Raw genomic sequence first — 18,469 nt, 5'->3', positions numbered from 1 at the left:
CATACCCCGCCCCCTGTGGGAGCGGGCTCGACCCGCGATGGCATCGGCGCGGTATCAGCTACTGCGCGCAGCGGCTATCGCGGGGCAAGCCCGCTCCCACCAGGTTCGGCAGGGCCATATCAAAGGTACTGCACGCCAGTCTCAGCGTTGTTCGATTGGCACGAACTTGCGCTGTTCGACGCCGGTGTATTCGGCGCTCGGGCGGATGATGCGGTTGTTGGCACGCTGTTCGAACACATGCGCCGCCCAGCCGGTCAGGCGAGAGCAGACGAAGATCGGGGTGAACAGCTTGGTCGGGATACCCATGAAGTGGTAGGCCGAGGCATGGTAGAAGTCGGCATTGGGGAACAGTTTCTTCTGCTCCCACATGGTCTTGTCGATGGCTTCGGACACCGGGTACAGCACGGTGTCGCCCACCTCGTCGGCGAGCTTCTTCGCCCAGCCCTTGATCACTTCGTTGCGCGGGTCGGACTCCTTGTAGATGGCATGCCCGAAGCCCATGATCTTGTCCTTGCGCTCGAGCATGCCGAGGGTGCCGGCAACGGCTTCCTGCGGGGTCTTGAAGCGCTCGATCATTTCCATCGCGGCCTCGTTGGCACCACCGTGCAGCGGCCCGCGCAGCGAGCCGATGGCCGCCGTCACGCACGAGTACAGGTCCGACAGGGTCGAGGCACACACCCGGGCAGTGAAGGTCGAGGCGTTGAATTCGTGCTCGGCGTACAGGATCAGCGAAACGTTCATCACCTTGACGTGCAACTCGCTCGGCTTCTTGCCGTGCAGCAGGTGCAGGAAGTGCCCGCCCAGGGTGTCTTCGTCGCTGGTGCAGTCGATGCGCACGCCATGGTGGCTGAAGCGGTACCAGTAGCACATGGCCGCCGGGAACAGCGCCAGCAGGCGGTCGGTCTTCTCGTGCTGCAGGCCGAAGTTGAGCTCCGGCTCCAGGGTGCCGAGCACCGAGGAGGCGGTACGCATCACATCCATCGGGTGGGCGGTGACCGGAATGCGCTCGAGCACTTCCTTGAGCGCCTGGGGCAGGTCGCGCAGCGCCTTGAGCTGGTGCTGGTACTCGCTCAGCTCGGCCTGGGTCGGCAGCTCGCCGTACAGCAGCAGGTAGGCGACCTCTTCGAACAGCGCGTGCTCGGCCAGGTCGCGAACGTCATAGCCACGGTAGGTCAGGCCGGCGCCGGCCTGGCCCACGGTCGACAGTGCGGTTTGCCCGGCCACCTGACCACGCAGGCCGGCACCACTGAGTACTTTTGCTTCGGCCATTGGTTTTCTCCACTTTTGAATTTGTTATGGGAATCGGCTAATTGCGGTGTGCTGCGGTTCAGCTCTTCTTCTGAGCGAACAGTGCGTCGAGCTTCTGCTCGAACACGTGGTAGTCGATGGCATCGTAAAGCTCCATGCGAGTCTGCATGGTGTCGATGACGTTTTTCTGCGTGCCGTCGCGGCGCAGCGCGGTGTAGACGTTCTCGGCCGCCTTGTTCATGGCGCGGAACGCCGACAGCGGATACAGCGCCAGCGACACGTCGGCCGAGGCCAGCTCTTCGGTGGTGTACAGCGGCGTGGCGCCGAATTCGGTGATGTTGGCCAGGATCGGCGCCTTCACGCGGTTGGCGAAGGTCTTGTACATCGACAGCTCGGTGATGGCCTCGGGGAAGATCATGTCGGCACCGGCCTCGATGCACGCCGCAGCGCGATCCAGCGCGGCCTCCAGGCCTTCTACCGCCAGGGCGTCGGTACGCGCCATGATCACGAAGCTGTCGTCGGTACGCGCGTCCACGGCCGCCTTGATGCGGTCGACCATCTCCTGTTGCGAGACGATTTCCTTGTTCGGACGATGGCCGCAGCGCTTGGCGCCCACCTGGTCCTCGATATGAATGGCGGCGGCGCCGAACTTGATCATCGAGCGGACCGTGCGCGCCACGTTGAACGCCGACGAACCGAACCCGGTGTCCACGTCCACCAGCAGCGGCAGGTCGCACACGTCGGTGATGCGGCGCACGTCGGTCAGCACGTCATCCAGGCCGGTGATGCCCAGGTCGGGCAGGCCCAGCGAGCCTGCCGCCACACCGCCACCGGAGAGGTAGATGGCCTTGAACCCGGCGCGCTTGGCCAGCAGCGCATGGTTGGCATTGATGGCGCCGACGACCTGCAGCGGGTGCTCGGCGGCGACTGCATCGCGAAAACGCTGGCCGGGACTGCTTTTCTGACTCATGACTCACCTCGTGGGCTAGGGGCGGTGGCGTCTTTGTAATGACGCTCGATATTGCGCTTGGATGCGCCGATGTGGCGGCGCATCAGTAATTCGGCCAGCTCGCCGTCACGGTCGGCGATGGCATCGAGAATCCGGTGGTGTTCGGCGAACGCCTGGTGCGGGCGGTTGGGCGTGGCGGAGAACTGGATGCGGTACATGCGCACCAGCTGGTACAGCTCGCCGCACAGCATCTGCACCAGGGTGCGGTTGCCGCTGCCCTGGATGATGCGGTAGTGGAAGTCGAAGTCGCCCTCCTGCTGGTAGTAGCCCACCCCGGCCTGGAACGCGGCATCACGCTCATGGGTGTCGAGCACCCGGCGCAACTCGTCGATCTCGGCTACGCTCATGCGTTGGGCAGCCAGGCGGCAGGCCATGCCCTCGAGGGACTCGCGAATCTCGTACAGCTCGATCAGCTCGGCATGGCTCAGCGACACCACCCGCGCCCCTACGTGCGGCACCCGCACCAGCAGGCGCTGGCCTTCCAGGCGGTGGATGGCCTCGCGCAGCGGGCCGCGGCTGATGCCGTAGGTACGCGCCAGCTCCGGCTCGGAGATCTTGCTGCCGGGGGCGATCTCGCCCTTGACGATCGCGGCCTGGATGCGCCGGAAGACGTTTTCGGAAAGCGTCTCCGAATCTTCCTGAAGGGGGGCGGAGGCTTGGGCTGCATCCAGCATATTGTCGACACCTTGAAAATCTGTAGGGCCAAAACTAGCTAATTAAGCCACCCCAGTCAAAGACAAATTCAATATTGTCGACAATCGTCTAAGAACGAACTTCGTGTCTGTCGGTGTTGTCTGACTCCAGCCGCTGGCATCGACACACCAGCGTGGTAGAATGCCGCCGCCTCTGAGGGGGCAAACCCCCACAGCATCGCGTCAGGATTTATGAGACTCACACCCTTTCTACTGTTACTCAGCCTCTGTGGGCTGCCTGCCCTGAGCCAGGCGGCAGACAAGACTGTCTATGGCCTCAATGAATATGCCCGCCTTGTCGATATCGACCTCGAGGTTGCGGCCAAGCTCGACACCGGGGCCAAGACCGCCTCGCTGAGCGCGCGCGATATCAAGCGCTTCAAGCGCAACGGCGAATCGTGGGTGCGCTTCTATCTGGCAATTGACGCAGCCCATTCGCATCCGATAGAACGACCACTGGCTCGTGTCAGCAAGATCAAGCGACGCGCCGGTGACTACAACCCGGACGAAGGCAAGGCCTATACCTCCCGCCCGGTGATCGCGCTGAATATCTGCATGGGTACGGCCCTGCGCAGCATCGAAGTGAACCTGACCGACCGCAGTGCCTTCCAGTACCCGCTACTGATCGGCTCCGAGGCGCTCAAGCACTTCGACGCGCTGGTCGACCCAAGCCTTAAATACGCTGCCGGCAAACCTGCCTGCGCCACTGACGCTCATACCGCAGAGTAATTTCGATGCGCTCTCTTACCCTTCATCTGAAAGTCCTGATCACCCTCCTGGTGTTGCTGGGTGTGTCGATCACGGCGTACCAGATCTTCATGCTCGGCATCCCGGTGACCGAAGACGAAACCGACGACCTGTGGAACATCGATGCCAAGGTCGAGTTCGTCGCCAGCCCCAAGGACCCGATCAAGATCCAGATGTTCGTGCCGCCATTGAGCAACGACTACGTCAGCCTCAATGAGAGCTTCATCTCCAACAACTACGGCGTGAGCGTCAACCGTGTCGATGGCAACCGCAAGGTGACCTGGTCGGCGCGGCGCGCCAAGGGCAACCAGACCCTCTACTACCGCCTGGTACTGACCAAGCGCTACAGCAGCGAAAAGGTCAAGATCAAGGGCCCGACCTTCCGTGACAGCCAGCCGGTCGAAGGGCCGGAGAAGATCGCCGCCGAAGCGTTGATGGCACCTATCCGCCAGCACTCGGCCGACGTCGAGACCTTCGTCAGCGAGACCATCAAGCGGGTCAACAACCCCAACGACGACAACGTCAAGCTGCTGCTGGCCGGCGATGCCTCTTCGCTGAACAAGGCCAAGGTCATCGACCTGCTGCTGTCGATCGCCCACGTACCGGTGGAGAAGGTGCACACCATCCGCCTGCTGGCCGACCAGCCGCAGAGCCCGGAACTGTGGCTGCGCAGCTTCAACGGCAACGACTGGCTGTACTTCAACCCGGACACCGGCGAGCAGGGCCTGCCGGCCGACCGCCTGCTGTGGTGGACCGGCGATGACCCGCTGATCACCGTCGATGGCGGCAAGAAGGTCAACGTCAGCTTCAGCCTGAACAACAGCGAGATGAACGCCATCCGCCTGGCCAAGCTGACCGACGAGAACACCGACGCCGACTTCCTCGAATACTCGCTGTACGGCCTGCCGCTGCAGACCCAGCAGACCTTCATGATCATGGTGATGATCCCCATCGGCGTGCTGGTGATCCTGGTGCTGCGCAACCTGATCGGCCTGCAGACCCTGGGTACCTTCACCCCGGTGCTGATCGCCCTGGCCTTCCGTGAGACCCAGCTGGGCTTCGGTATCGCCCTGTTCACGGTGATCACCGCGCTGGGCCTGACCCTGCGCTCCTACCTCGAACACCTGAAGCTGCAGATGCTGCCGCGCCTGTCGGTGGTACTCACCTTCGTGGTGGTGCTGATCGCGGCCATCAGCCTGTTCAGCCACAAGCTGGGCCTGGAGCGCGGGCTGTCGGTGGCACTGTTCCCGATGGTGATTCTGACCATGACCATCGAACGCCTGTCGATCACCTGGGAGGAACGCGGCGGCGGCCACGCCATGAAAGTCGCCATCGGCACCCTGTTCGCCGCCTCGGTCGCGCACCTGCTGATGAGCGTGCCCGAACTGGTGTACTTCGTGTTCACCTTCCCGGCGGTGCTGCTGATTCTGGTGGGCTTCATGCTGGCGATGGGTCGCTACCGCGGCTACCGCCTGACGGAGCTGGTGCGCTTCAAAGCCTTCGTGAAGGCTGACGCCTGATGTTCGGCCTATGGAAAACCTGGAAGGCCCTGGAAGCCCGGGGCATCATGGGTATCAACCGGCGCAACGCGGACTACGTGCTCAAGTACAACAAGCGCAACCTGTACCCGATCGTCGACGACAAGATCATCACCAAGGAGCGGGCGATCAAGGCCGGCATCCACGTGCCGGAAATGTACGGGGTGATCTCCACCGAAAAGGACATCGACAAGCTCGACGAGATCATCGGCGGGCGCAGCGATTTCGTCATCAAGCCGGCGCAGGGCGCCGGTGGTGACGGCATCCTGGTGATCGCCGACCGCTTCGAGAACCGCTACCGCACGGTGTCCGGCAAGATCATCACCCACGAGGAAATCGAGCACCAGGTGTCGAGCATCCTCACCGGGCTGTACTCACTGGGTGGCCATCGCGACCGCGCGCTGATCGAGTACCGGGTAACCCCGGACCAGATCTTCAAGAGCATCAGCTACGAAGGCGTACCGGACATCCGCATCATCGTGCTCATGGGCTACCCGGTCATGGCCATGCTGCGCCTGCCCACGCGCCAGTCCGGCGGCAAGGCCAACCTGCACCAGGGCGCCATCGGCGTGGGTGTGGACCTGGCGACCGGCCTGACCCTGCGCGGTACCTGGCTGAACAACATCATCAGCAAGCACCCCGACACCACCAATGCGGTGGACGGCGTGCAACTGCCCAACTGGGACGGCTTCATGAAGCTGGCCGCCGGCTGCTATGAACTGTGCGGCCTGGGCTACATCGGCGTGGACATGGTGCTGGACCAGGACAAGGGCCCGCTGATCCTGGAACTCAACGCCCGCCCCGGCCTGAACATCCAGATCGCCAACGATTGCGGCCTGACCCTGCGCACCCACGCCGTCGAGGCGCACCTTGAGGAACTGGCCAGCAATGGCATCAAGGAAAGCGTCGAAGAGCGCGTGCGCTTCGCCCAGGAACTGTTCGGCCACATCCCGGCGCAGTAATCTGCCACCGCCCTGGCGCAGCAGCGCACAGGGCGGTCGCCGATCCGCTAGGAGCATCGCCTGCACAGGGCTACAATGCTCGCCCCGCCTCGACAGCTGTTCACCCGAATGCCGACCTGCACACTTCACCCCCTGCCCTACCAGGCCGACCCGGCCGCCTACTTTGCCCGTATCCGCCAGGCACCTGGCGCCGTGCTGCTCGACAGCGCACGGCCTGGCGCCGTGCGTGGGCGCTTCGACCTGCTCAGCGCCTGGCCACTGTGCACGCTGACCCCGGACGCCGAAGAAGACGGCCAGCACTACCTGCAGCGCCTGCGCGAGCAACTGGCCGGGCTTGGGCGCGCGCACTTGCCGGCAGGTGTCGAGCTGCCGTTCGCCGGCGGCCTGATCGGCTACCTGAGCTACGACTTCGGCCGGCGCCTGGAGCGCCTGCCCGCCATTGCCTGCGACGACCTGGGGCTGGGTGACGCAAGCCTGGGGCTGTATGCCTGGGCACTGATCAGCGACCATCAGCTGCAGCGCAGCCAGCTGGTGTTTCATCCGGCGCTGCCCGCCACCGAACGCGAGCGCCTGGTGGCACTGTTCGAGCACGACGCCCCGACGGTAGCCGGCACATTCAGGCTTGCTGCGCCAATGCGCGGCGACCTCGCAGCCGAGGATTACCGTCAGGCGTTCGAGCGGGTGCAGCAGTACATCCATGCCGGCGACTGCTACCAGATCAACCTTACCCAACGCTTTCGCGCACCCTGCCAGGGCGACCCGTGGGCGGCCTACCAGGCGCTGCGGGCTGCCTGCCCTACGCCCTTCTCCGGCTATCAGGTACTGGCCGATGGCAGCGCGCTGCTGAGCTTCTCGCCCGAGCGCTTCATCAGGGTCAGCCAGGGCGAGGTCGAAACCCGCCCGATCAAGGGCACCCGTGCGCGCAGCAGCGACCCCGTGCAGGATGCCGCCAATGCTGCCGAGCTGCTGGCCAGCACCAAGGACCGCGCCGAGAACCTGATGATCGTGGACCTGCTGCGCAACGACCTGGGGCGCAGCTGCGCTACCGGCTCGGTGCAGGTGCCGGAGCTGTTCAGCCTGGAGAGCTACCCCAACGTGCACCACATGGTCAGCAGCGTGACCGGACGCCTGGCACCGGGCAAGGATGCGCTGGACCTGATAGCCGGCAGCTTCCCCGGCGGCTCGATCACCGGGGCGCCGAAGATTCGGGCGATGCAGATCATCGACGAACTGGAGCCGAGCCGACGTGCACTGTATTGCGGCTCGCTGCTGTATGTGGACGTGCGCGGGGAGATGGACAGCTCGATCGCCATCCGCAGCCTGCTGGTGAAGGACGGCCAGGTGTGCTGCTGGGGGGGCGGTGCGGTGGTGGCGGACTCGCAGTGGGAGGCGGAGTACGAGGAGTCGATCACCAAGGTCAGGGTGTTGCTCCAGACCCTGCAGGGCCTCTAGAACGCTTCGCCGGCAAGGCCGGCTCCTACAGCGTGCAGGAGCCGGCCTTGCCGGCGAAGGCGGTATTACAGGCTCAACGACCTGTTCGAGGCCTTGATGAACTCTTTCTTCAGCGCCTCGAAATCATGCACCGCCGGGAACTGCGGGAACTCGCGAATCACGTTTTCCGGCGCATGGAACAGAATGCCTGCATCCGCCTCGCCCAGCATGGTGGTGTCGTTGTACGAGTCACCCGCCGCGATCACCCGGTAGTACAGGCTCTTGAATGCCAGCACCGACTGGCGCTTGGGGTCTTTCTGGCGCAGTTGGTAGCCGGTCACACGATCGCTCTGGTCGGTGATCAGGCGGTGGCACAGCAAGGTCGGGAAACCCAGCTGGCGCATCAGCGGCTGCGAGAATTCGTAGAAGGTGTCGGACAGGATCACCACCTGGAAACGCTCGCGCAACCAGTCCACGAACTCGATGGCGCCGTCCAGCGGCTTGAGCGTGGCAATCACTGCCTGGATGTCGGAAAGCTTCAGGCCATGCTCATCCAGGATGCGCAGGCGCTGCTTCATCAGCACGTCGTAATCGGGAATGTCGCGGGTGGTGGCCCGCAACGATTCGATTCCGGTTTTTTCCGCAAAGGCGATCCAGATCTCCGGGACCAGTACACCTTCCAGGTCGAGACAGGCAATTTCCACAGCTCACTCCTCGAACAACGCTAAAAATGGAAGGCGCACTCTACAGGCGCGCCGTCTAACCCGGCAATTTTTGTTAACATTCGCCCATTACGAGCGCCAAGCGCCATTCAATGACCGGAAGCCGCCTGATGAGCCAACCCTTCGACGTCGCCGCCCTCGCCGCGACCTATGCCAACAAGTCCCCGCAGGACATCCTCAAGCTCGCCTTCGAACACTTCGGCGACGACCTGTGGATCTCCTTCAGTGGCGCCGAAGACGTGGTGCTGGTGGACATGGCCTGGAAGCTGAACAAGAACCTCAAGGTGTTCAGCCTCGACACCGGCCGCCTGCATCCGGAAACCTACCGGTTCATCGACCAGGTGCGCGAGCAGTACAAGCTGCCGATCGAGATCCTTTCCCCCGATCGCAGTGCACTCGACCCCTTCGTGAAGGAAAAGGGCCTGTTCAGCTTCTACAAGGACGGCCACGGCGAATGCTGCGGCATCCGCAAGATCGAGCCGCTGCGCCGCAAGCTGAGCACCGTCAGCGCCTGGGCCACCGGCCAGCGCCGCGACCAGAGCCCGGGCACCCGCAGCCAGGTGGCCGCGCTGGAAATCGACAGCGCCTTCTCCACCCCCGAGCGCACCCTGTACAAGTTCAACCCGTTGGCGCAGATGAGCAGCGAAGAGGTGTGGGGCTATATCCGCATGCTCGAGCTGCCCTACAACAGCCTGCATGAACGCGGCTTCATCAGCATCGGCTGCGAACCCTGCACGCGCCCGGTGCTGCCCAACCAGCACGAACGCGAAGGCCGCTGGTGGTGGGAAGAGTCGACTCAGAAGGAATGCGGGCTGCACGCCGGCAACCTGATTACCAAGGGCTGAACATGCACACCCTGAGCGCAGCACCTGGCCCCACCTGCCAGACATTGCGTCAGCAGTACGGGCGTCGTGGCCAGTGGCTGGGCTACCTGCTCGCGGGGCTATCTGCATGAGCGCCTTCAGGCCACCGTGCTGGCGGCCTGAAGGCACTGCAAGGGCTTAGTGCACTGGCAGTTCGACGCCAGCGAACAGCTCTTCGAGCTCCTGCTTGTTGTGGCACTGGATGGCCTTGGCCATCACTTCGCGGGTCAGGTGGGGCGCGAACTTCTCGATGAAGTCGCACATGAAACCACGCAGGAAGGTGCCACGACGGAAACCGATCTTGGTGATGCTGGACTCGAACAGCTCACTGGCATCGAGCACCACCAGGTCGTTGTCGAGCTTGGTGTCTACCGCCATCTTGGCCACGATGCCCACGCCCAGGCCCAGGCGCACGTAAGTCTTGATCACGTCGGCATCGGCCGCGGTGAACACCACCTTGGGGGTCAGGCCGCGATGGCTGAAGGCTTCGTCGAGCTTGGAGCGGCCAGTGAAGCCGAACACATAGGTCACGATCGGGTATTCGGCCAACGCCTCCAGGGTGAGCTTGGGCAGCTTGGTCAGGGGGTGACCCTGCGGTACCACCACGCAACGATTCCAGCGGTAGCACGGCATCATCACCAGATCACCGAACAGCTCCAGGGCCTCGGTGGCGATGGCAAAGTCGACGGTACCGTCAGCCGCCATCTCGGCGATCTGCATCGGCGAGCCCTGGTGCATGTGCAGCGCCACTTCAGGGTATTGCTTGATGAACGAACTGATCACCGGCGGCAGGGCGTAGCGTGCCTGGGTGTGGGTGGTGGCGATCGACAGGGTGCCCTTTTTCTCGTTGGAGAATTCCTGGGCGATCTGCTTGATGCTCTCGACCTTGCGCAGAATCTCGCCGGCGGTGGTGATGATGCGCTCACCTGCCGGGGTCACGCGGGTCAGGTGCTTGCCGCTGCGGGCGAACACTTCCACACCCAGCTCGTCTTCCAACAGGCGAATCTGCTTGCTGATCCCCGGCTGGGAGGTATACAGGCTCTGCGCTGTCGCGGAGACGTTGAGGTCGTGGTGCGCCACTTCCCAGATGTAGCGCAATTGTTGAAGCTTCATAGGTATCCCTCAAATCAACTGGGCGTCACCGGCAGCAGCGACGAGTTATAACTATATTAGTGGTTTGAAGAATAAATCTAGAACTATTTCTTCAGCTTTCTTACAACGTCCTACACCGCCTCCCCTATGACTTGCGCCGCCCCAGGTACTGCGCCAGGGGCACCATGTATACAGGCACCGGCGACAGCTGAAGGACGCGTACCGCCGTGCGCCCCAAGGGGATCTCGCTACCGGCGCCCTGGCTGTGGCTGCCGACGATCAGCAGGTCGACGCTCAGGCGCTGGGCCTGTTCCAGGATCACGTCGGCCGGGTCGCCCTGGCGTACCCGCACCGCGCGGATCAGCGCCAGGTCTTCCTTCTCGCCCAGTTCATCCTGAAAGTTCTCCAGCACCCGCTGTTCGATGTTCGCCATCACGGTATTGAGCGCCCGGCCGCGCATATGGGACAGGGTATGTTCATCAAGGTAGCTTTCCAGCAGCGATTCGGCGAACTGGCCCATCGGTTCCACGGCATGGACCACGTACAGTTCGGCGCTGAAGCTGCGTGCCAGCGCCAGCGCGTGTTGCATGACATAAGGGGAGTAACAACCGAGGTCGGTGGCACACAGCATCGAACGGATCATTTGACCTCCTAGCTGCCGATACGGCAGGGCAAGGTTCAGCTTAGCAGCGCCAAAACGACGCGCAGAGCCGTCCGGCGCCCTGCCAGGCGGCCTAGCCGGGGGTACGTTCGTTGCTGATGCCGTGGGGCACATGGCCGGTGGCGACCACTGCACTGGCGCGTTCGCAGTGCCCTGCCTGGTCGTCGAAGAACACATCGGCCGCGAACGCCTCGAGAAACGCCGACTTGTCCAGGCCGCCGAGAAACAGCGACTCGTCCAGGCGAATGTCCCATTCGCGCAAGGTGCGGATGACCCGCTCGTGGGCCGGCGCCGAGCGCGCCGTCACCAGTGCGGTGCGAATCGGACAGGCGCCACTGGGGAACTCTTTCTGCAGCACGTTGAGCGCCGCCAGGAAGGCCTTGAACGGCCCGCCGCGCAGCGGCTCGCGGGCCGACTCGCGCTCGCTGGCCTGGAACGCCTCCAGGCCGCCGAGCTGATAGACGCGTTCGGACTCGTCGGAAAACACCACAGCATCGCCATCGAAGGCGATACGCAGCTCCGCGCTGGCCGCACGCCGTGCCCCGCCGGAAAGGATGGTGGCAGCGGCAAAGCCGGCGTCCAGTGCGCGGCGCACATCTTCTGCATCGGTGGACAGAAACAGGTGGCAACCAAAGGCGGCCAGGTACGGATACGGACTGCGCCCGCCAACGAAGGCTGCACGCGAAATGTCCAGGCCATAATGCTCGATGGAATTGAACACCCGCAGCCCGGTGTCGGCGCTGTTGCGTGACACCAGCACCACCTCGACCCGGGCCTGGCCGAGGCTGGCGTTGAGGCCCAGCAGCTTTTCCACCAACGGGAACGCATCACCCGGTTGCAGGTATTCGTCTTCGTGCTCGATCTGGTACTGGCGGTAGGCTTCGACCCCCTCGGCCAGGAACAGCCGATGGCTCTCGCTGAGGTCGAACAGTGCCCGTGATGAAATGGCTACCACCAGTTTGTCGCCAAGGCCTTTGCTCATCGCCGCTCTGCTCCGCACTGCCCTGCATCGGGCGCCATAAGGTCAAACAATCGACACACTATCAGGCCGGGCGCTGCCGCCCGCAACCTGCGAGCGTGTCGGGTGACGGCACTTTTGATCAGAAAACCCCATACCAATGGGCCAAAGCGGCAGGAAAGCGGGCCCTGCCCATTGTCGAATCACGGTGTAACGCGCTAAGGTTCGGCACCCCGCCGCGTTCAATCATGCTGCTCCGCCGCGCGGGTAGCTGGCGGCCGGCACCCGTGACCTGACGAGTAACACGATGGCTGATTTACCGATCGACGACCTTAACGTTGCCTCCAACGAGACCTTGATCACCCCCGATCAGCTCAAGAAGGACATTCCACTCAGCGCCACCGCCCTGCAGACCGTGACCGCGGGCCGCGAAGTGGTACGCAATATCCTCGACGGCAAGGACCACCGCCTGTTCGTGGTGATCGGCCCCTGCTCGATCCATGACCTCAAGGCCGCACATGAATACGCCGAGCGCCTGAAGGTGCTGGCGGCCGAAGTCGCCGACACCCTGTACCTGGTGATGCGCGTGTATTTCGAGAAGCCGCGCACCACGGTGGGCTGGAAGGGCCTGATCAACGACCCGTACCTGGATGACTCGTTCAAGATCCAGGACGGCCTGCACATCGGTCGCCAACTGCTGCTGGACCTGGCGGAAATGGGCCTGCCCACCGCCACCGAAGCCCTCGACCCGATCTCCCCGCAGTACCTGCAGGACCTGATCAGCTGGTCGGCGATCGGCGCGCGCACCACCGAATCCCAGACCCACCGCGAGATGGCCTCGGGCCTGTCTTCGGCCGTCGGCTTCAAGAACGGTACGGACGGCGGCCTGACCGTGGCGATCAACGCACTGCAATCGGTTTCCAGCCCGCACCGTTTCCTGGGCATCAACCAGGAAGGTGGCGTATCCATCGTCACCACCAAGGGCAACGCCTACGGTCACGTGGTGCTGCGCGGCGGCAACGGCAAGCCCAACTATGATTCGGTCAGCGTCGCCCTGTGCGAGCAGGCCCTGGCCAAGGCCAGGATCAAGCCGAACATCATGGTCGACTGCAGCCACGCCAATTCCAACAAGGACCCGGCCCTGCAACCGCTGGTGATGGACAACGTGGCCAACCAGATCCTCGAAGGCAACGAGTCGATCATCGGCCTGATGGTCGAAAGCCACCTCAACTGGGGCTGCCAGGCCATCCCCAAGGACCTTGCCGAACTGCAGTACGGCGTGTCGATCACCGATGCCTGCATCGACTGGGAAGCCACCGAAAAGTCCGTGCGCAGCATGCGCGCCAAGCTCAAGGACGTGTTGCCCAAGCGCAACCGCGGCTGAAAGCCATCAACGAAAACGCCGGGCAATGCCCGGCGTTTTCGTTTTCAACAGGGTGTCAGCAGGCTCAGGCCTTGTTGGAATGCTTTTGATGACGTTCCATGTAGCGCTCGACATAGGAGCACGAGGGGATCACGGTGTAGCCCATGTCCTCGGCATAGGCGAGGGCCTTTTCGGTCAGCGCCGCAGCGATGCCTCGCCCACGCAGCGCATTGGGCACGAACGTGCGGTAGATATCCAATGTCTGCTTACCCAGGTCCATGTAGGTCAGGTAGGCACGATGACCGTCCACATTGGTCTCGAACTGATGACCAGCCTGGTCATGGTGGATGGACAACGCCTCGCTCATCACTACTCCTCGCGGGTCTTCTCGTCAGACCCTTACCTTACCGATGTTTGTCCGGCGAAGGAACCTCTACGCCACCCCGTGCCCGTTTGGACAGCGAGAACAGCCTGGTTGTTCTCTGGCAACTGAGCACCCACAAATAGTAGGCGCCCAGTGCACAGATGCTCAAGGTACTTGATCGTAAAAAACCTGCACTTGCAGCATGCGAACACGGCAGCGAGCCACACTGCCAACAGTAGCCGGATGATGTAGTGGTAAGACGAACAATGACACTTGGAGTCACTTTTAGTTCACTACAAAGACGCATTTACAGCGGTGTTTCAGCGCCGCTACAAAAGCGCCTGCATTCTTTTCACACCCCCGCCGGGGCGGCCTGCGCAACCGCGCAATTTTTTTCCGGTTCTTGCGCTCGGTCAGTTTACTTACTACAAGTAATGGGTACTATGTACGCCGGCCAGTTTCTCTTTGTTGAGAGATGGCTCTTTAATAGAAAGTCCTTGAAGGGGAACACGATGAACAACGTTCTGAAATTCTCTGCTCTGGCTCTGGCCGCAGTACTGGCCACCGGTTGCAGCAGCGTCTCCAAAGAAACCGAAGCCCGTCTGACTGCAACCGAAGACGCAGCAGCCCGTGCACAAGCTCGTGCCGATGAAGCCTACCGCAAGGCTGATGACGCTCTGGCCGCCGCTCAGAAAGCTCAGCAAACTGCTGACGAAGCTAACGAGCGCGCTCTGCGTATGCTGGAAAAAGCCAGCCGCAAGTAATAATCCCTCGGGATTGTTAAAAAGCCGACCCACCTGTGGGTCGGCTTTTTTATTGCCTGCAGAACCGTCCTGCGCAAACGACGAGGCCCGCATGAAGCGGGCCTCGTGCAAACACAAGCGGGTTACTGCATTTCGAGCGGAACGCTCGATACCATCGGCGCACTGGCGTCACCCGGCACCGCGATCTCTACCGGGATACCATCTTCGGCCGCCACCACGTCACGCACCATGTCCCAGTTCATGCGCAGGTTGTTGGCCAGGTCTTCGCGCTTGAGCAGGGCATTGATCACTGCCGTGTGCTTGTCGACCACCGACGGGTCGCCCTTGTCATCCAGCGGAGTATGCGCCTCGAGGTAGACCTTGCCACCACTGAGGCCGAACTTGTACGGCTCGTTGATGATGCGCACCGAAGTCCCCACCGGGGCCATGCTCGCCAGTTGCAGCACGTTGTTGTTGAGCATGCGGAAACAGCCATGGCTGGTACGCATGCCGATGCCGAACTTCTTGTTGGAACCGTGGATCAGGTAGCCCGGTACGCCCAGGGTGAACTTGAACGGGCCCAGCGGGTTGTCCGGGCCGGCCGGCACCACGTTGGGCAACGGATCACCGTCGGCGGCGTGCTCGGCCTTGATCGAGGCCGGTGGGGTCCAGGTCGGGTTCGGCGTCTTGGCCGTGACCTTGGTGTTGGCAATAGGCGAACCCCAGCCTTCACGGCCGATGCCCAGCGGGAAGGTGTGCACCACGTTCTCGCCTTTGGGGTAGTAGTACAGGCGGTACTCGGCAAGGTTGATCACGATGCCTTCGCGCGGGCCCGGCGGCAGGATGAAACGGGTCGGCAGCACGATCTCGGTGCCGGCGCCTGGCAGCCAGGGGTCCACGCCCGGGTTGGCCGCGACCATCTCCAGGTAGCCCAGGTCGTTGGCGGTACCGATGTCGGCGAAGGTGTCCTCATACTTGGCCTTGATCACCTGGACCTGGCCGATGACATCCTCGCCCGGCGGCGGCAGGGGGAACTCCAGAGCGGCAACAGGGCCCGCCGCCAGCAGGGCGGCCAGGGACAGGCAACGGGTGACGGCGGGAAAGCGCGGCAACATCCGGGAAATCCTTCGCTAATTCAGGTGGGTCAAGCGGGCAATTGTACACCGCCCCCTGCGGGATCGGGAGGCATCCGGGCACAGAACCCTTGCCAAACGTAAAAGATCCGACGTCAGGCCTGCAGCTCGGGCCATACCGGACGCGTGCCGCGCCGCTGCGCCTCGAGGATCGCCCGGCACAGGCGGCACAGGCGCTGGTCACGGTAGATGCTGCGTTCCACACCCGACCAGCGCGGTTGCGCCGGCAACAGGGTGCCACACAGGGTACGGTCGACGGAGCCGCCCAGTTCGAGTTGGCGGGCGATCAGGTGGACGCGACTCTCCTGGCAGGCGAACAGGTCAAGCTGTTCGTCAGGCTCGATCAATTGATAGGCATACAGGGACCAGGCGGGACGCGGCATCGGGGGCTCCAAATCGGGGGCGCAACATTAGCCGAAAGCCGATCAGTATAAAAGCGTCAAAGCAGCGGTTTTATTGATGGCCAGGCATTTTCCAGCAACTGCGCCTGGGCGCCCTGCCCCGGATGGATGCCATCGGCCTGCATCAGCCCGGGCACGCCACCTACCCCTTCGAGAAAGAACGGCACCAGCGGCACGTCCTTTTCCTTGCCAAGATCGGCATACACCTGTGCGAACGCATCGGTGTAGCGCTTGCCATAGTTGGGTGGCAGGCGCATGCCCAGCAGCAGCACCCTGGCACCGGCATCACGGGAGCGATCGATCATCGAGGCAAGATTTTGTTGCAATTGCGCCGGTGCCTGCCCGCGCAGCCCGTCATTGCCACCCAGCTCCACCACCACCAGGCTGGGCTTGTGCTCTGCAAGCAGCGCAGGCAGCCGCGCCTGGCCCCCGGCACTGGTGTCGCCACTGATCGAGGCATTGACCACCTTGTCATCGAAACCCTCGGCCTTGAGCCGCTGTTCGAGCAGGGCAACCCAACCCTGACGGGTATCCAGGCCAAAAGCGGCACTGATACTATCCCCAACGATCAACACCGTTCCTGCCGATGCGCCCTGGGCCATGCACAGCAAGGCCAGGCCTGCACTCAATAACCACACTCGCATTGGATTCTCCATGGGCCCCAGCATCTTGACTGCGCGCAACCTTAGCAAAGTGGTCCCCAGCGCGGAAGGCGACCTGACCATCCTGCACGAACTGAGCCTGGAATTGAAACAGGGCGACAGCCTGGCCATTGTCGGCGCCTCCGGCTCGGGCAAGTCCACCCTGCTCGGCCTGCTGGCCGGCCTCGACCTGCCCAGTGCAGGCTCGGTGACACTGGCCGGGCACGACCTGGGCCCGCTCGACGAAGACCAGCGCGCCCAGGTCCGCGCCGAGCATGTCGGCTTCGTGTTCCAGTCGTTCCAGCTGCTCGACAGCCTCAATGCCCTTGAGAACGTGATGCTGCCGCTGGAGCTGGACGGACGCCGCGATGCCCGCGAACACGCCCGCAGCCTGCTCGAACGGGTCGGCCTGGGCCAGCGCCTGAGCCATTCGCCACGCCAGTTGTCCGGCGGCGAGCAGCAGCGGGTGGCAATTGCCCGCGCCTTTGCCGCCGAGCCTGCGGTGCTGTTTGCCGACGAGCCCACCGGCAACCTCGACAGCCACACCGGTGAACGCATCAGCGACCTGCTGTTCGAACTGAACAAGGAACGCGGCACCACCCTCGTCCTGGTCACCCACGATGAACGCCTGGCGCACCGCTGCGGACGGCTGATTCGCCTGGAAGCCGGCCACCTGGTCACCCCGCTGGAGCCCTAGATGGCACACCTGTCGTTTCTGCGCCTGCCGAGCCTGGCGTTGCGTCAACTGATGCGCGATGCACGCGCCGGCGAACTGCGCGTGCTGTTCTTCGCCCTGCTGGTGGCCGTGGCCGCCAGCACCGCCATCGGCTACTTCGGCGCCCGCCTGAACGGCGCCATGCTGCTGCGTGCCACCGAGTTCCTTGGCGCCGACCTGGTGCTGCAGGGCAGCGCCCCGGCCACCCCGGAACAGATCCGCAACGGCGAGCAGCTGGGCCTGGCCCATGCGAAAGTGGTCGAGTTCTCCAGCGTGATCGCCACCGACAACGGTATCCAGCTCTCCAGTGTCAAGGCTGCCGGCACGGGTTACCCGCTGCGCGGGGAGCTGCGCAGTGCCGCCGAGGCCTACGGGCCGGAGGTGGCCGGCGGTGGTCCGGCGCCGGGCGAAGCCTGGGTCGAGTCGCGCCTGCTGGCGGCGCTGAACCTCAAGATCGGTGACAGCGTCGACGTGGGCATGAAGACCCTGCGTCTGAGCCGCGTGCTGACCTATGAGCCGGACCGCGCCGGCAACTTCTACAGCCTCACTCCGCGGGTACTGATGAACCTGGCTGACCTGGATGCCACCGGCGTGGTGCAGCCCGGCAGCCGGGTCACCTACCGCGACCTGTGGCGCGGCGAGCCCCAGGCCCTGGCAAGCTACACCCAGGCTACCAAGGCGGGGCTTGCCGCCCACCAGCAACTGCGCGACTCGCGTGACGGCAACCAGCAGATCGGCGGTGCACTGGGCAAGGCCGAACGCTACCTGAACATGGCCAGCCTGGTGGCGGTGCTGCTGGCCGGCGTGGCCGTGGCGCTGTCGGCCAGCCGTTTTGCCATGCGCCGCTTCGATGCCAGCGCCCTGCTGCGCTGCCTGGGCCTGTCCCGGCGCCAGGCGCTGAGCCTGTTCTGCCTGCAACTGGCGATTTTGGGCAGCGTGGCAGCCCTGGGGGGCGCACTGCTCGGCTGGCTGGCGCAACTGGGCCTGTTCGCCCTGCTGCAGGGCCTGCTGCCTTCGCAGGTGCCGCCAGGTGGCATCGCCCCGGCCCTGGCCGGGATCGCCACCGGGCTGGTGGCGCTGGCCGGCTTCGCCCTGCCGCCATTGGCAGCGCTGGGCCGGGTGCCGCCGCTGCGGGTACTGCGCCGCGACCTGCTGCCGGTGCCGGCAAGCAGCTGGCTGGTGTATG

Annotated in this window: 20 protein-coding genes; 9 read left to right on the top strand and 11 right to left on the bottom strand. The window is 63.8% G+C overall.

Features of this window, described 5'->3' with window-relative positions; translation table 11 throughout:
* Positions 1–141 precede the first annotated feature (141 nt).
* Genes prpC through B4I46_RS04900 form a run of 3 tightly spaced genes read right to left on the bottom strand, consistent with a single transcriptional unit; the run spans position 142 to position 2,931 of the window.
* Complete coding sequence (prpC, locus tag B4I46_RS04910; RefSeq protein ID WP_043863074.1) at positions 142–1,269, bottom strand: bifunctional 2-methylcitrate synthase/citrate synthase; 1,128 nt, start codon at positions 1,267–1,269, stop codon at positions 142–144.
* Positions 1,270–1,327: 58 nt separating this feature from the next.
* Positions 1,328–2,218 carry a methylisocitrate lyase gene (prpB, locus tag B4I46_RS04905; protein ID WP_043863075.1) on the bottom strand — a complete coding sequence of 297 codons (891 nt, stop codon included), beginning with the start codon at positions 2,216–2,218 and terminating at the stop codon, positions 1,328–1,330.
* On the bottom strand, positions 2,215–2,931 hold the full coding sequence (locus B4I46_RS04900; RefSeq protein ID WP_043863076.1) for a GntR family transcriptional regulator: 717 nt from the start codon (positions 2,929–2,931) through the stop codon (positions 2,215–2,217). The genes prpB and B4I46_RS04900 overlap by 4 nt, the downstream gene beginning before the upstream one ends.
* Before the next feature lie 210 nt (positions 2,932–3,141).
* On the opposite strand from B4I46_RS04900, the gene B4I46_RS04895 reads away from it, so the two are divergent.
* From B4I46_RS04895 to pabB, 4 genes are all read left to right on the top strand, one after another.
* Complete coding sequence (locus B4I46_RS04895) at positions 3,142–3,678, top strand: ATP-dependent zinc protease (protein WP_043863077.1); 537 nt, start codon at positions 3,142–3,144, stop codon at positions 3,676–3,678.
* A 5-nt stretch (positions 3,679–3,683) separates the two neighbouring features.
* Positions 3,684–5,216, top strand: coding sequence for an inactive transglutaminase family protein (locus tag B4I46_RS04890; protein ID WP_043863078.1), 1,533 nt, complete (start codon positions 3,684–3,686; stop codon positions 5,214–5,216).
* On the top strand, positions 5,216–6,196 hold the full coding sequence (locus B4I46_RS04885) for an alpha-L-glutamate ligase-like protein (RefSeq protein ID WP_043863079.1): 981 nt from the start codon (positions 5,216–5,218) through the stop codon (positions 6,194–6,196). Before B4I46_RS04890 ends, B4I46_RS04885 begins: the two co-directional genes overlap by 1 nt.
* 108 nt (positions 6,197–6,304) lie before the next feature.
* Positions 6,305–7,648, top strand: coding sequence for an aminodeoxychorismate synthase component I (pabB, locus tag B4I46_RS04880; RefSeq protein WP_286898863.1), 1,344 nt, complete (start codon positions 6,305–6,307; stop codon positions 7,646–7,648).
* Between the two features lie 65 nt (positions 7,649–7,713).
* Here pabB and thrH read toward each other — a convergent pair whose 3' ends face one another.
* On the bottom strand, positions 7,714–8,331 hold the full coding sequence (gene thrH, locus B4I46_RS04875) for a bifunctional phosphoserine phosphatase/homoserine phosphotransferase ThrH (protein ID WP_043863081.1): 618 nt from the start codon (positions 8,329–8,331) through the stop codon (positions 7,714–7,716).
* Between the two features lie 128 nt (positions 8,332–8,459).
* Here thrH and B4I46_RS04870 point away from each other — a divergent pair, with 128 nt between their 5' ends.
* Positions 8,460–9,194 (top strand): phosphoadenylyl-sulfate reductase, encoded by a 735-nt coding sequence (locus B4I46_RS04870; RefSeq protein ID WP_116053384.1) that lies wholly within the window; start codon positions 8,460–8,462, stop codon positions 9,192–9,194.
* Positions 9,195–9,350: 156 nt separating this feature from the next.
* Here the strand turns inward: B4I46_RS04870 and cysB are convergent, their stop codons facing one another.
* The 3 genes from cysB to B4I46_RS04855 all read right to left on the bottom strand — a co-directional run bounded on the left by cysB (position 9,351) and on the right by B4I46_RS04855 (position 11,947).
* A complete protein-coding gene (gene cysB / locus B4I46_RS04865) occupies positions 9,351–10,325 on the bottom strand; it encodes an HTH-type transcriptional regulator CysB (protein WP_043863083.1) in 975 nt (324 codons plus the stop codon).
* A 124-nt stretch (positions 10,326–10,449) separates the two neighbouring features.
* Positions 10,450–10,947, bottom strand: coding sequence for a universal stress protein (locus tag B4I46_RS04860; protein WP_043863084.1), 498 nt, complete (start codon positions 10,945–10,947; stop codon positions 10,450–10,452).
* A gap of 91 nt (positions 10,948–11,038) precedes the next feature.
* Positions 11,039–11,947 carry a 5'-nucleotidase gene (locus B4I46_RS04855; protein ID WP_123752241.1) on the bottom strand — a complete coding sequence of 303 codons (909 nt, stop codon included), beginning with the start codon at positions 11,945–11,947 and terminating at the stop codon, positions 11,039–11,041.
* A 283-nt stretch (positions 11,948–12,230) separates the two neighbouring features.
* Here B4I46_RS04855 and B4I46_RS04850 point away from each other — a divergent pair, with 283 nt between their 5' ends.
* Positions 12,231–13,307, top strand: coding sequence for a 3-deoxy-7-phosphoheptulonate synthase (locus B4I46_RS04850; protein WP_043863086.1), 1,077 nt, complete (start codon positions 12,231–12,233; stop codon positions 13,305–13,307).
* A gap of 64 nt (positions 13,308–13,371) precedes the next feature.
* Here the strand turns inward: B4I46_RS04850 and B4I46_RS04845 are convergent, their stop codons facing one another.
* The gene (locus tag B4I46_RS04845; protein WP_043863087.1) at positions 13,372–13,653 is read right to left on the bottom strand and encodes a GNAT family N-acetyltransferase; all 282 of its coding nucleotides are present in this window, start codon (positions 13,651–13,653) and stop codon (positions 13,372–13,374) included.
* A 509-nt stretch (positions 13,654–14,162) separates the two neighbouring features.
* On the opposite strand from B4I46_RS04845, the gene oprI reads away from it, so the two are divergent.
* Positions 14,163–14,414 (top strand): outer membrane lipoprotei OprI, encoded by a 252-nt coding sequence (gene oprI / locus B4I46_RS04840; RefSeq protein WP_037058464.1) that lies wholly within the window; start codon positions 14,163–14,165, stop codon positions 14,412–14,414.
* Positions 14,415–14,536: 122 nt separating this feature from the next.
* Here oprI and B4I46_RS04835 read toward each other — a convergent pair whose 3' ends face one another.
* The 3 genes from B4I46_RS04835 to B4I46_RS04825 all read right to left on the bottom strand — a co-directional run bounded on the left by B4I46_RS04835 (position 14,537) and on the right by B4I46_RS04825 (position 16,571).
* A complete protein-coding gene (locus B4I46_RS04835; RefSeq protein ID WP_043863088.1) occupies positions 14,537–15,508 on the bottom strand; it encodes a L,D-transpeptidase family protein in 972 nt (323 codons plus the stop codon).
* Positions 15,509–15,621: 113 nt separating this feature from the next.
* Positions 15,622–15,909 (bottom strand): hypothetical protein, encoded by a 288-nt coding sequence (locus B4I46_RS04830; RefSeq protein ID WP_043863089.1) that lies wholly within the window; start codon positions 15,907–15,909, stop codon positions 15,622–15,624.
* 56 nt (positions 15,910–15,965) lie between these two features.
* Positions 15,966–16,571 (bottom strand): arylesterase, encoded by a 606-nt coding sequence (locus tag B4I46_RS04825; protein ID WP_078480483.1) that lies wholly within the window; start codon positions 16,569–16,571, stop codon positions 15,966–15,968.
* 10 nt (positions 16,572–16,581) lie between these two features.
* Between B4I46_RS04825 and B4I46_RS04820 the strand changes: the two genes are divergently transcribed.
* Positions 16,582–17,265 carry an ABC transporter ATP-binding protein gene (locus tag B4I46_RS04820; protein WP_043863091.1) on the top strand — a complete coding sequence of 228 codons (684 nt, stop codon included), beginning with the start codon at positions 16,582–16,584 and terminating at the stop codon, positions 17,263–17,265.
* On the top strand, positions 17,266–18,469 hold a 1,204-nt coding region (locus B4I46_RS04815), incomplete at its 3' end, for an ABC transporter permease (protein ID WP_349681938.1).

Origin of the sequence: Pseudomonas sp. UBA7500, assembly GCF_002478435.1 — a bacterium.
In the GTDB taxonomy this organism is placed as follows: domain Bacteria; phylum Pseudomonadota; class Gammaproteobacteria; order Pseudomonadales; family Pseudomonadaceae; genus Aquipseudomonas; species Aquipseudomonas palmensis.
This window is presented reverse-complemented; position numbering and strand designations above follow the sequence as displayed.

What these genes read in the sequence shown, in the direction of transcription:
- prpC (WP_043863074.1), bottom strand. Translation starts at nt 1,269, where the DNA reads ATGGCCGAAGCAAAAGTACTCAGTGGTGCCGGCCTGCGTGGTCAGGTG.
- prpB (WP_043863075.1), bottom strand. Translation starts at nt 2,218, where the DNA reads ATGAGTCAGAAAAGCAGTCCCGGCCAGCGTTTTCGCGATGCAGTCGCC.
- B4I46_RS04900 (WP_043863076.1), bottom strand. Translation starts at nt 2,931, where the DNA reads ATGCTGGATGCAGCCCAAGCCTCCGCCCCCCTTCAGGAAGATTCGGAG.
- B4I46_RS04895 (WP_043863077.1), top strand. Translation starts at nt 3,142, where the DNA reads ATGAGACTCACACCCTTTCTACTGTTACTCAGCCTCTGTGGGCTGCCT.
- B4I46_RS04890 (WP_043863078.1), top strand. Translation starts at nt 3,684, where the DNA reads ATGCGCTCTCTTACCCTTCATCTGAAAGTCCTGATCACCCTCCTGGTG.
- B4I46_RS04885 (WP_043863079.1), top strand. Translation starts at nt 5,216, where the DNA reads ATGTTCGGCCTATGGAAAACCTGGAAGGCCCTGGAAGCCCGGGGCATC.
- pabB (WP_286898863.1), top strand. Translation starts at nt 6,305, where the DNA reads ATGCCGACCTGCACACTTCACCCCCTGCCCTACCAGGCCGACCCGGCC.
- B4I46_RS04870 (WP_116053384.1), top strand. Translation starts at nt 8,460, where the DNA reads ATGAGCCAACCCTTCGACGTCGCCGCCCTCGCCGCGACCTATGCCAAC.
- cysB (WP_043863083.1), bottom strand. Translation starts at nt 10,325, where the DNA reads ATGAAGCTTCAACAATTGCGCTACATCTGGGAAGTGGCGCACCACGAC.
- B4I46_RS04860 (WP_043863084.1), bottom strand. Translation starts at nt 10,947, where the DNA reads ATGATCCGTTCGATGCTGTGTGCCACCGACCTCGGTTGTTACTCCCCT.
- B4I46_RS04855 (WP_123752241.1), bottom strand. Translation starts at nt 11,947, where the DNA reads ATGAGCAAAGGCCTTGGCGACAAACTGGTGGTAGCCATTTCATCACGG.
- B4I46_RS04850 (WP_043863086.1), top strand. Translation starts at nt 12,231, where the DNA reads ATGGCTGATTTACCGATCGACGACCTTAACGTTGCCTCCAACGAGACC.
- B4I46_RS04845 (WP_043863087.1), bottom strand. Translation starts at nt 13,653, where the DNA reads ATGAGCGAGGCGTTGTCCATCCACCATGACCAGGCTGGTCATCAGTTC.
- oprI (WP_037058464.1), top strand. Translation starts at nt 14,163, where the DNA reads ATGAACAACGTTCTGAAATTCTCTGCTCTGGCTCTGGCCGCAGTACTG.
- B4I46_RS04835 (WP_043863088.1), bottom strand. Translation starts at nt 15,508, where the DNA reads ATGTTGCCGCGCTTTCCCGCCGTCACCCGTTGCCTGTCCCTGGCCGCC.
- B4I46_RS04830 (WP_043863089.1), bottom strand. Translation starts at nt 15,909, where the DNA reads ATGCCGCGTCCCGCCTGGTCCCTGTATGCCTATCAATTGATCGAGCCT.
- B4I46_RS04825 (WP_078480483.1), bottom strand. Translation starts at nt 16,571, where the DNA reads ATGCGAGTGTGGTTATTGAGTGCAGGCCTGGCCTTGCTGTGCATGGCC.
- B4I46_RS04820 (WP_043863091.1), top strand. Translation starts at nt 16,582, where the DNA reads ATGGGCCCCAGCATCTTGACTGCGCGCAACCTTAGCAAAGTGGTCCCC.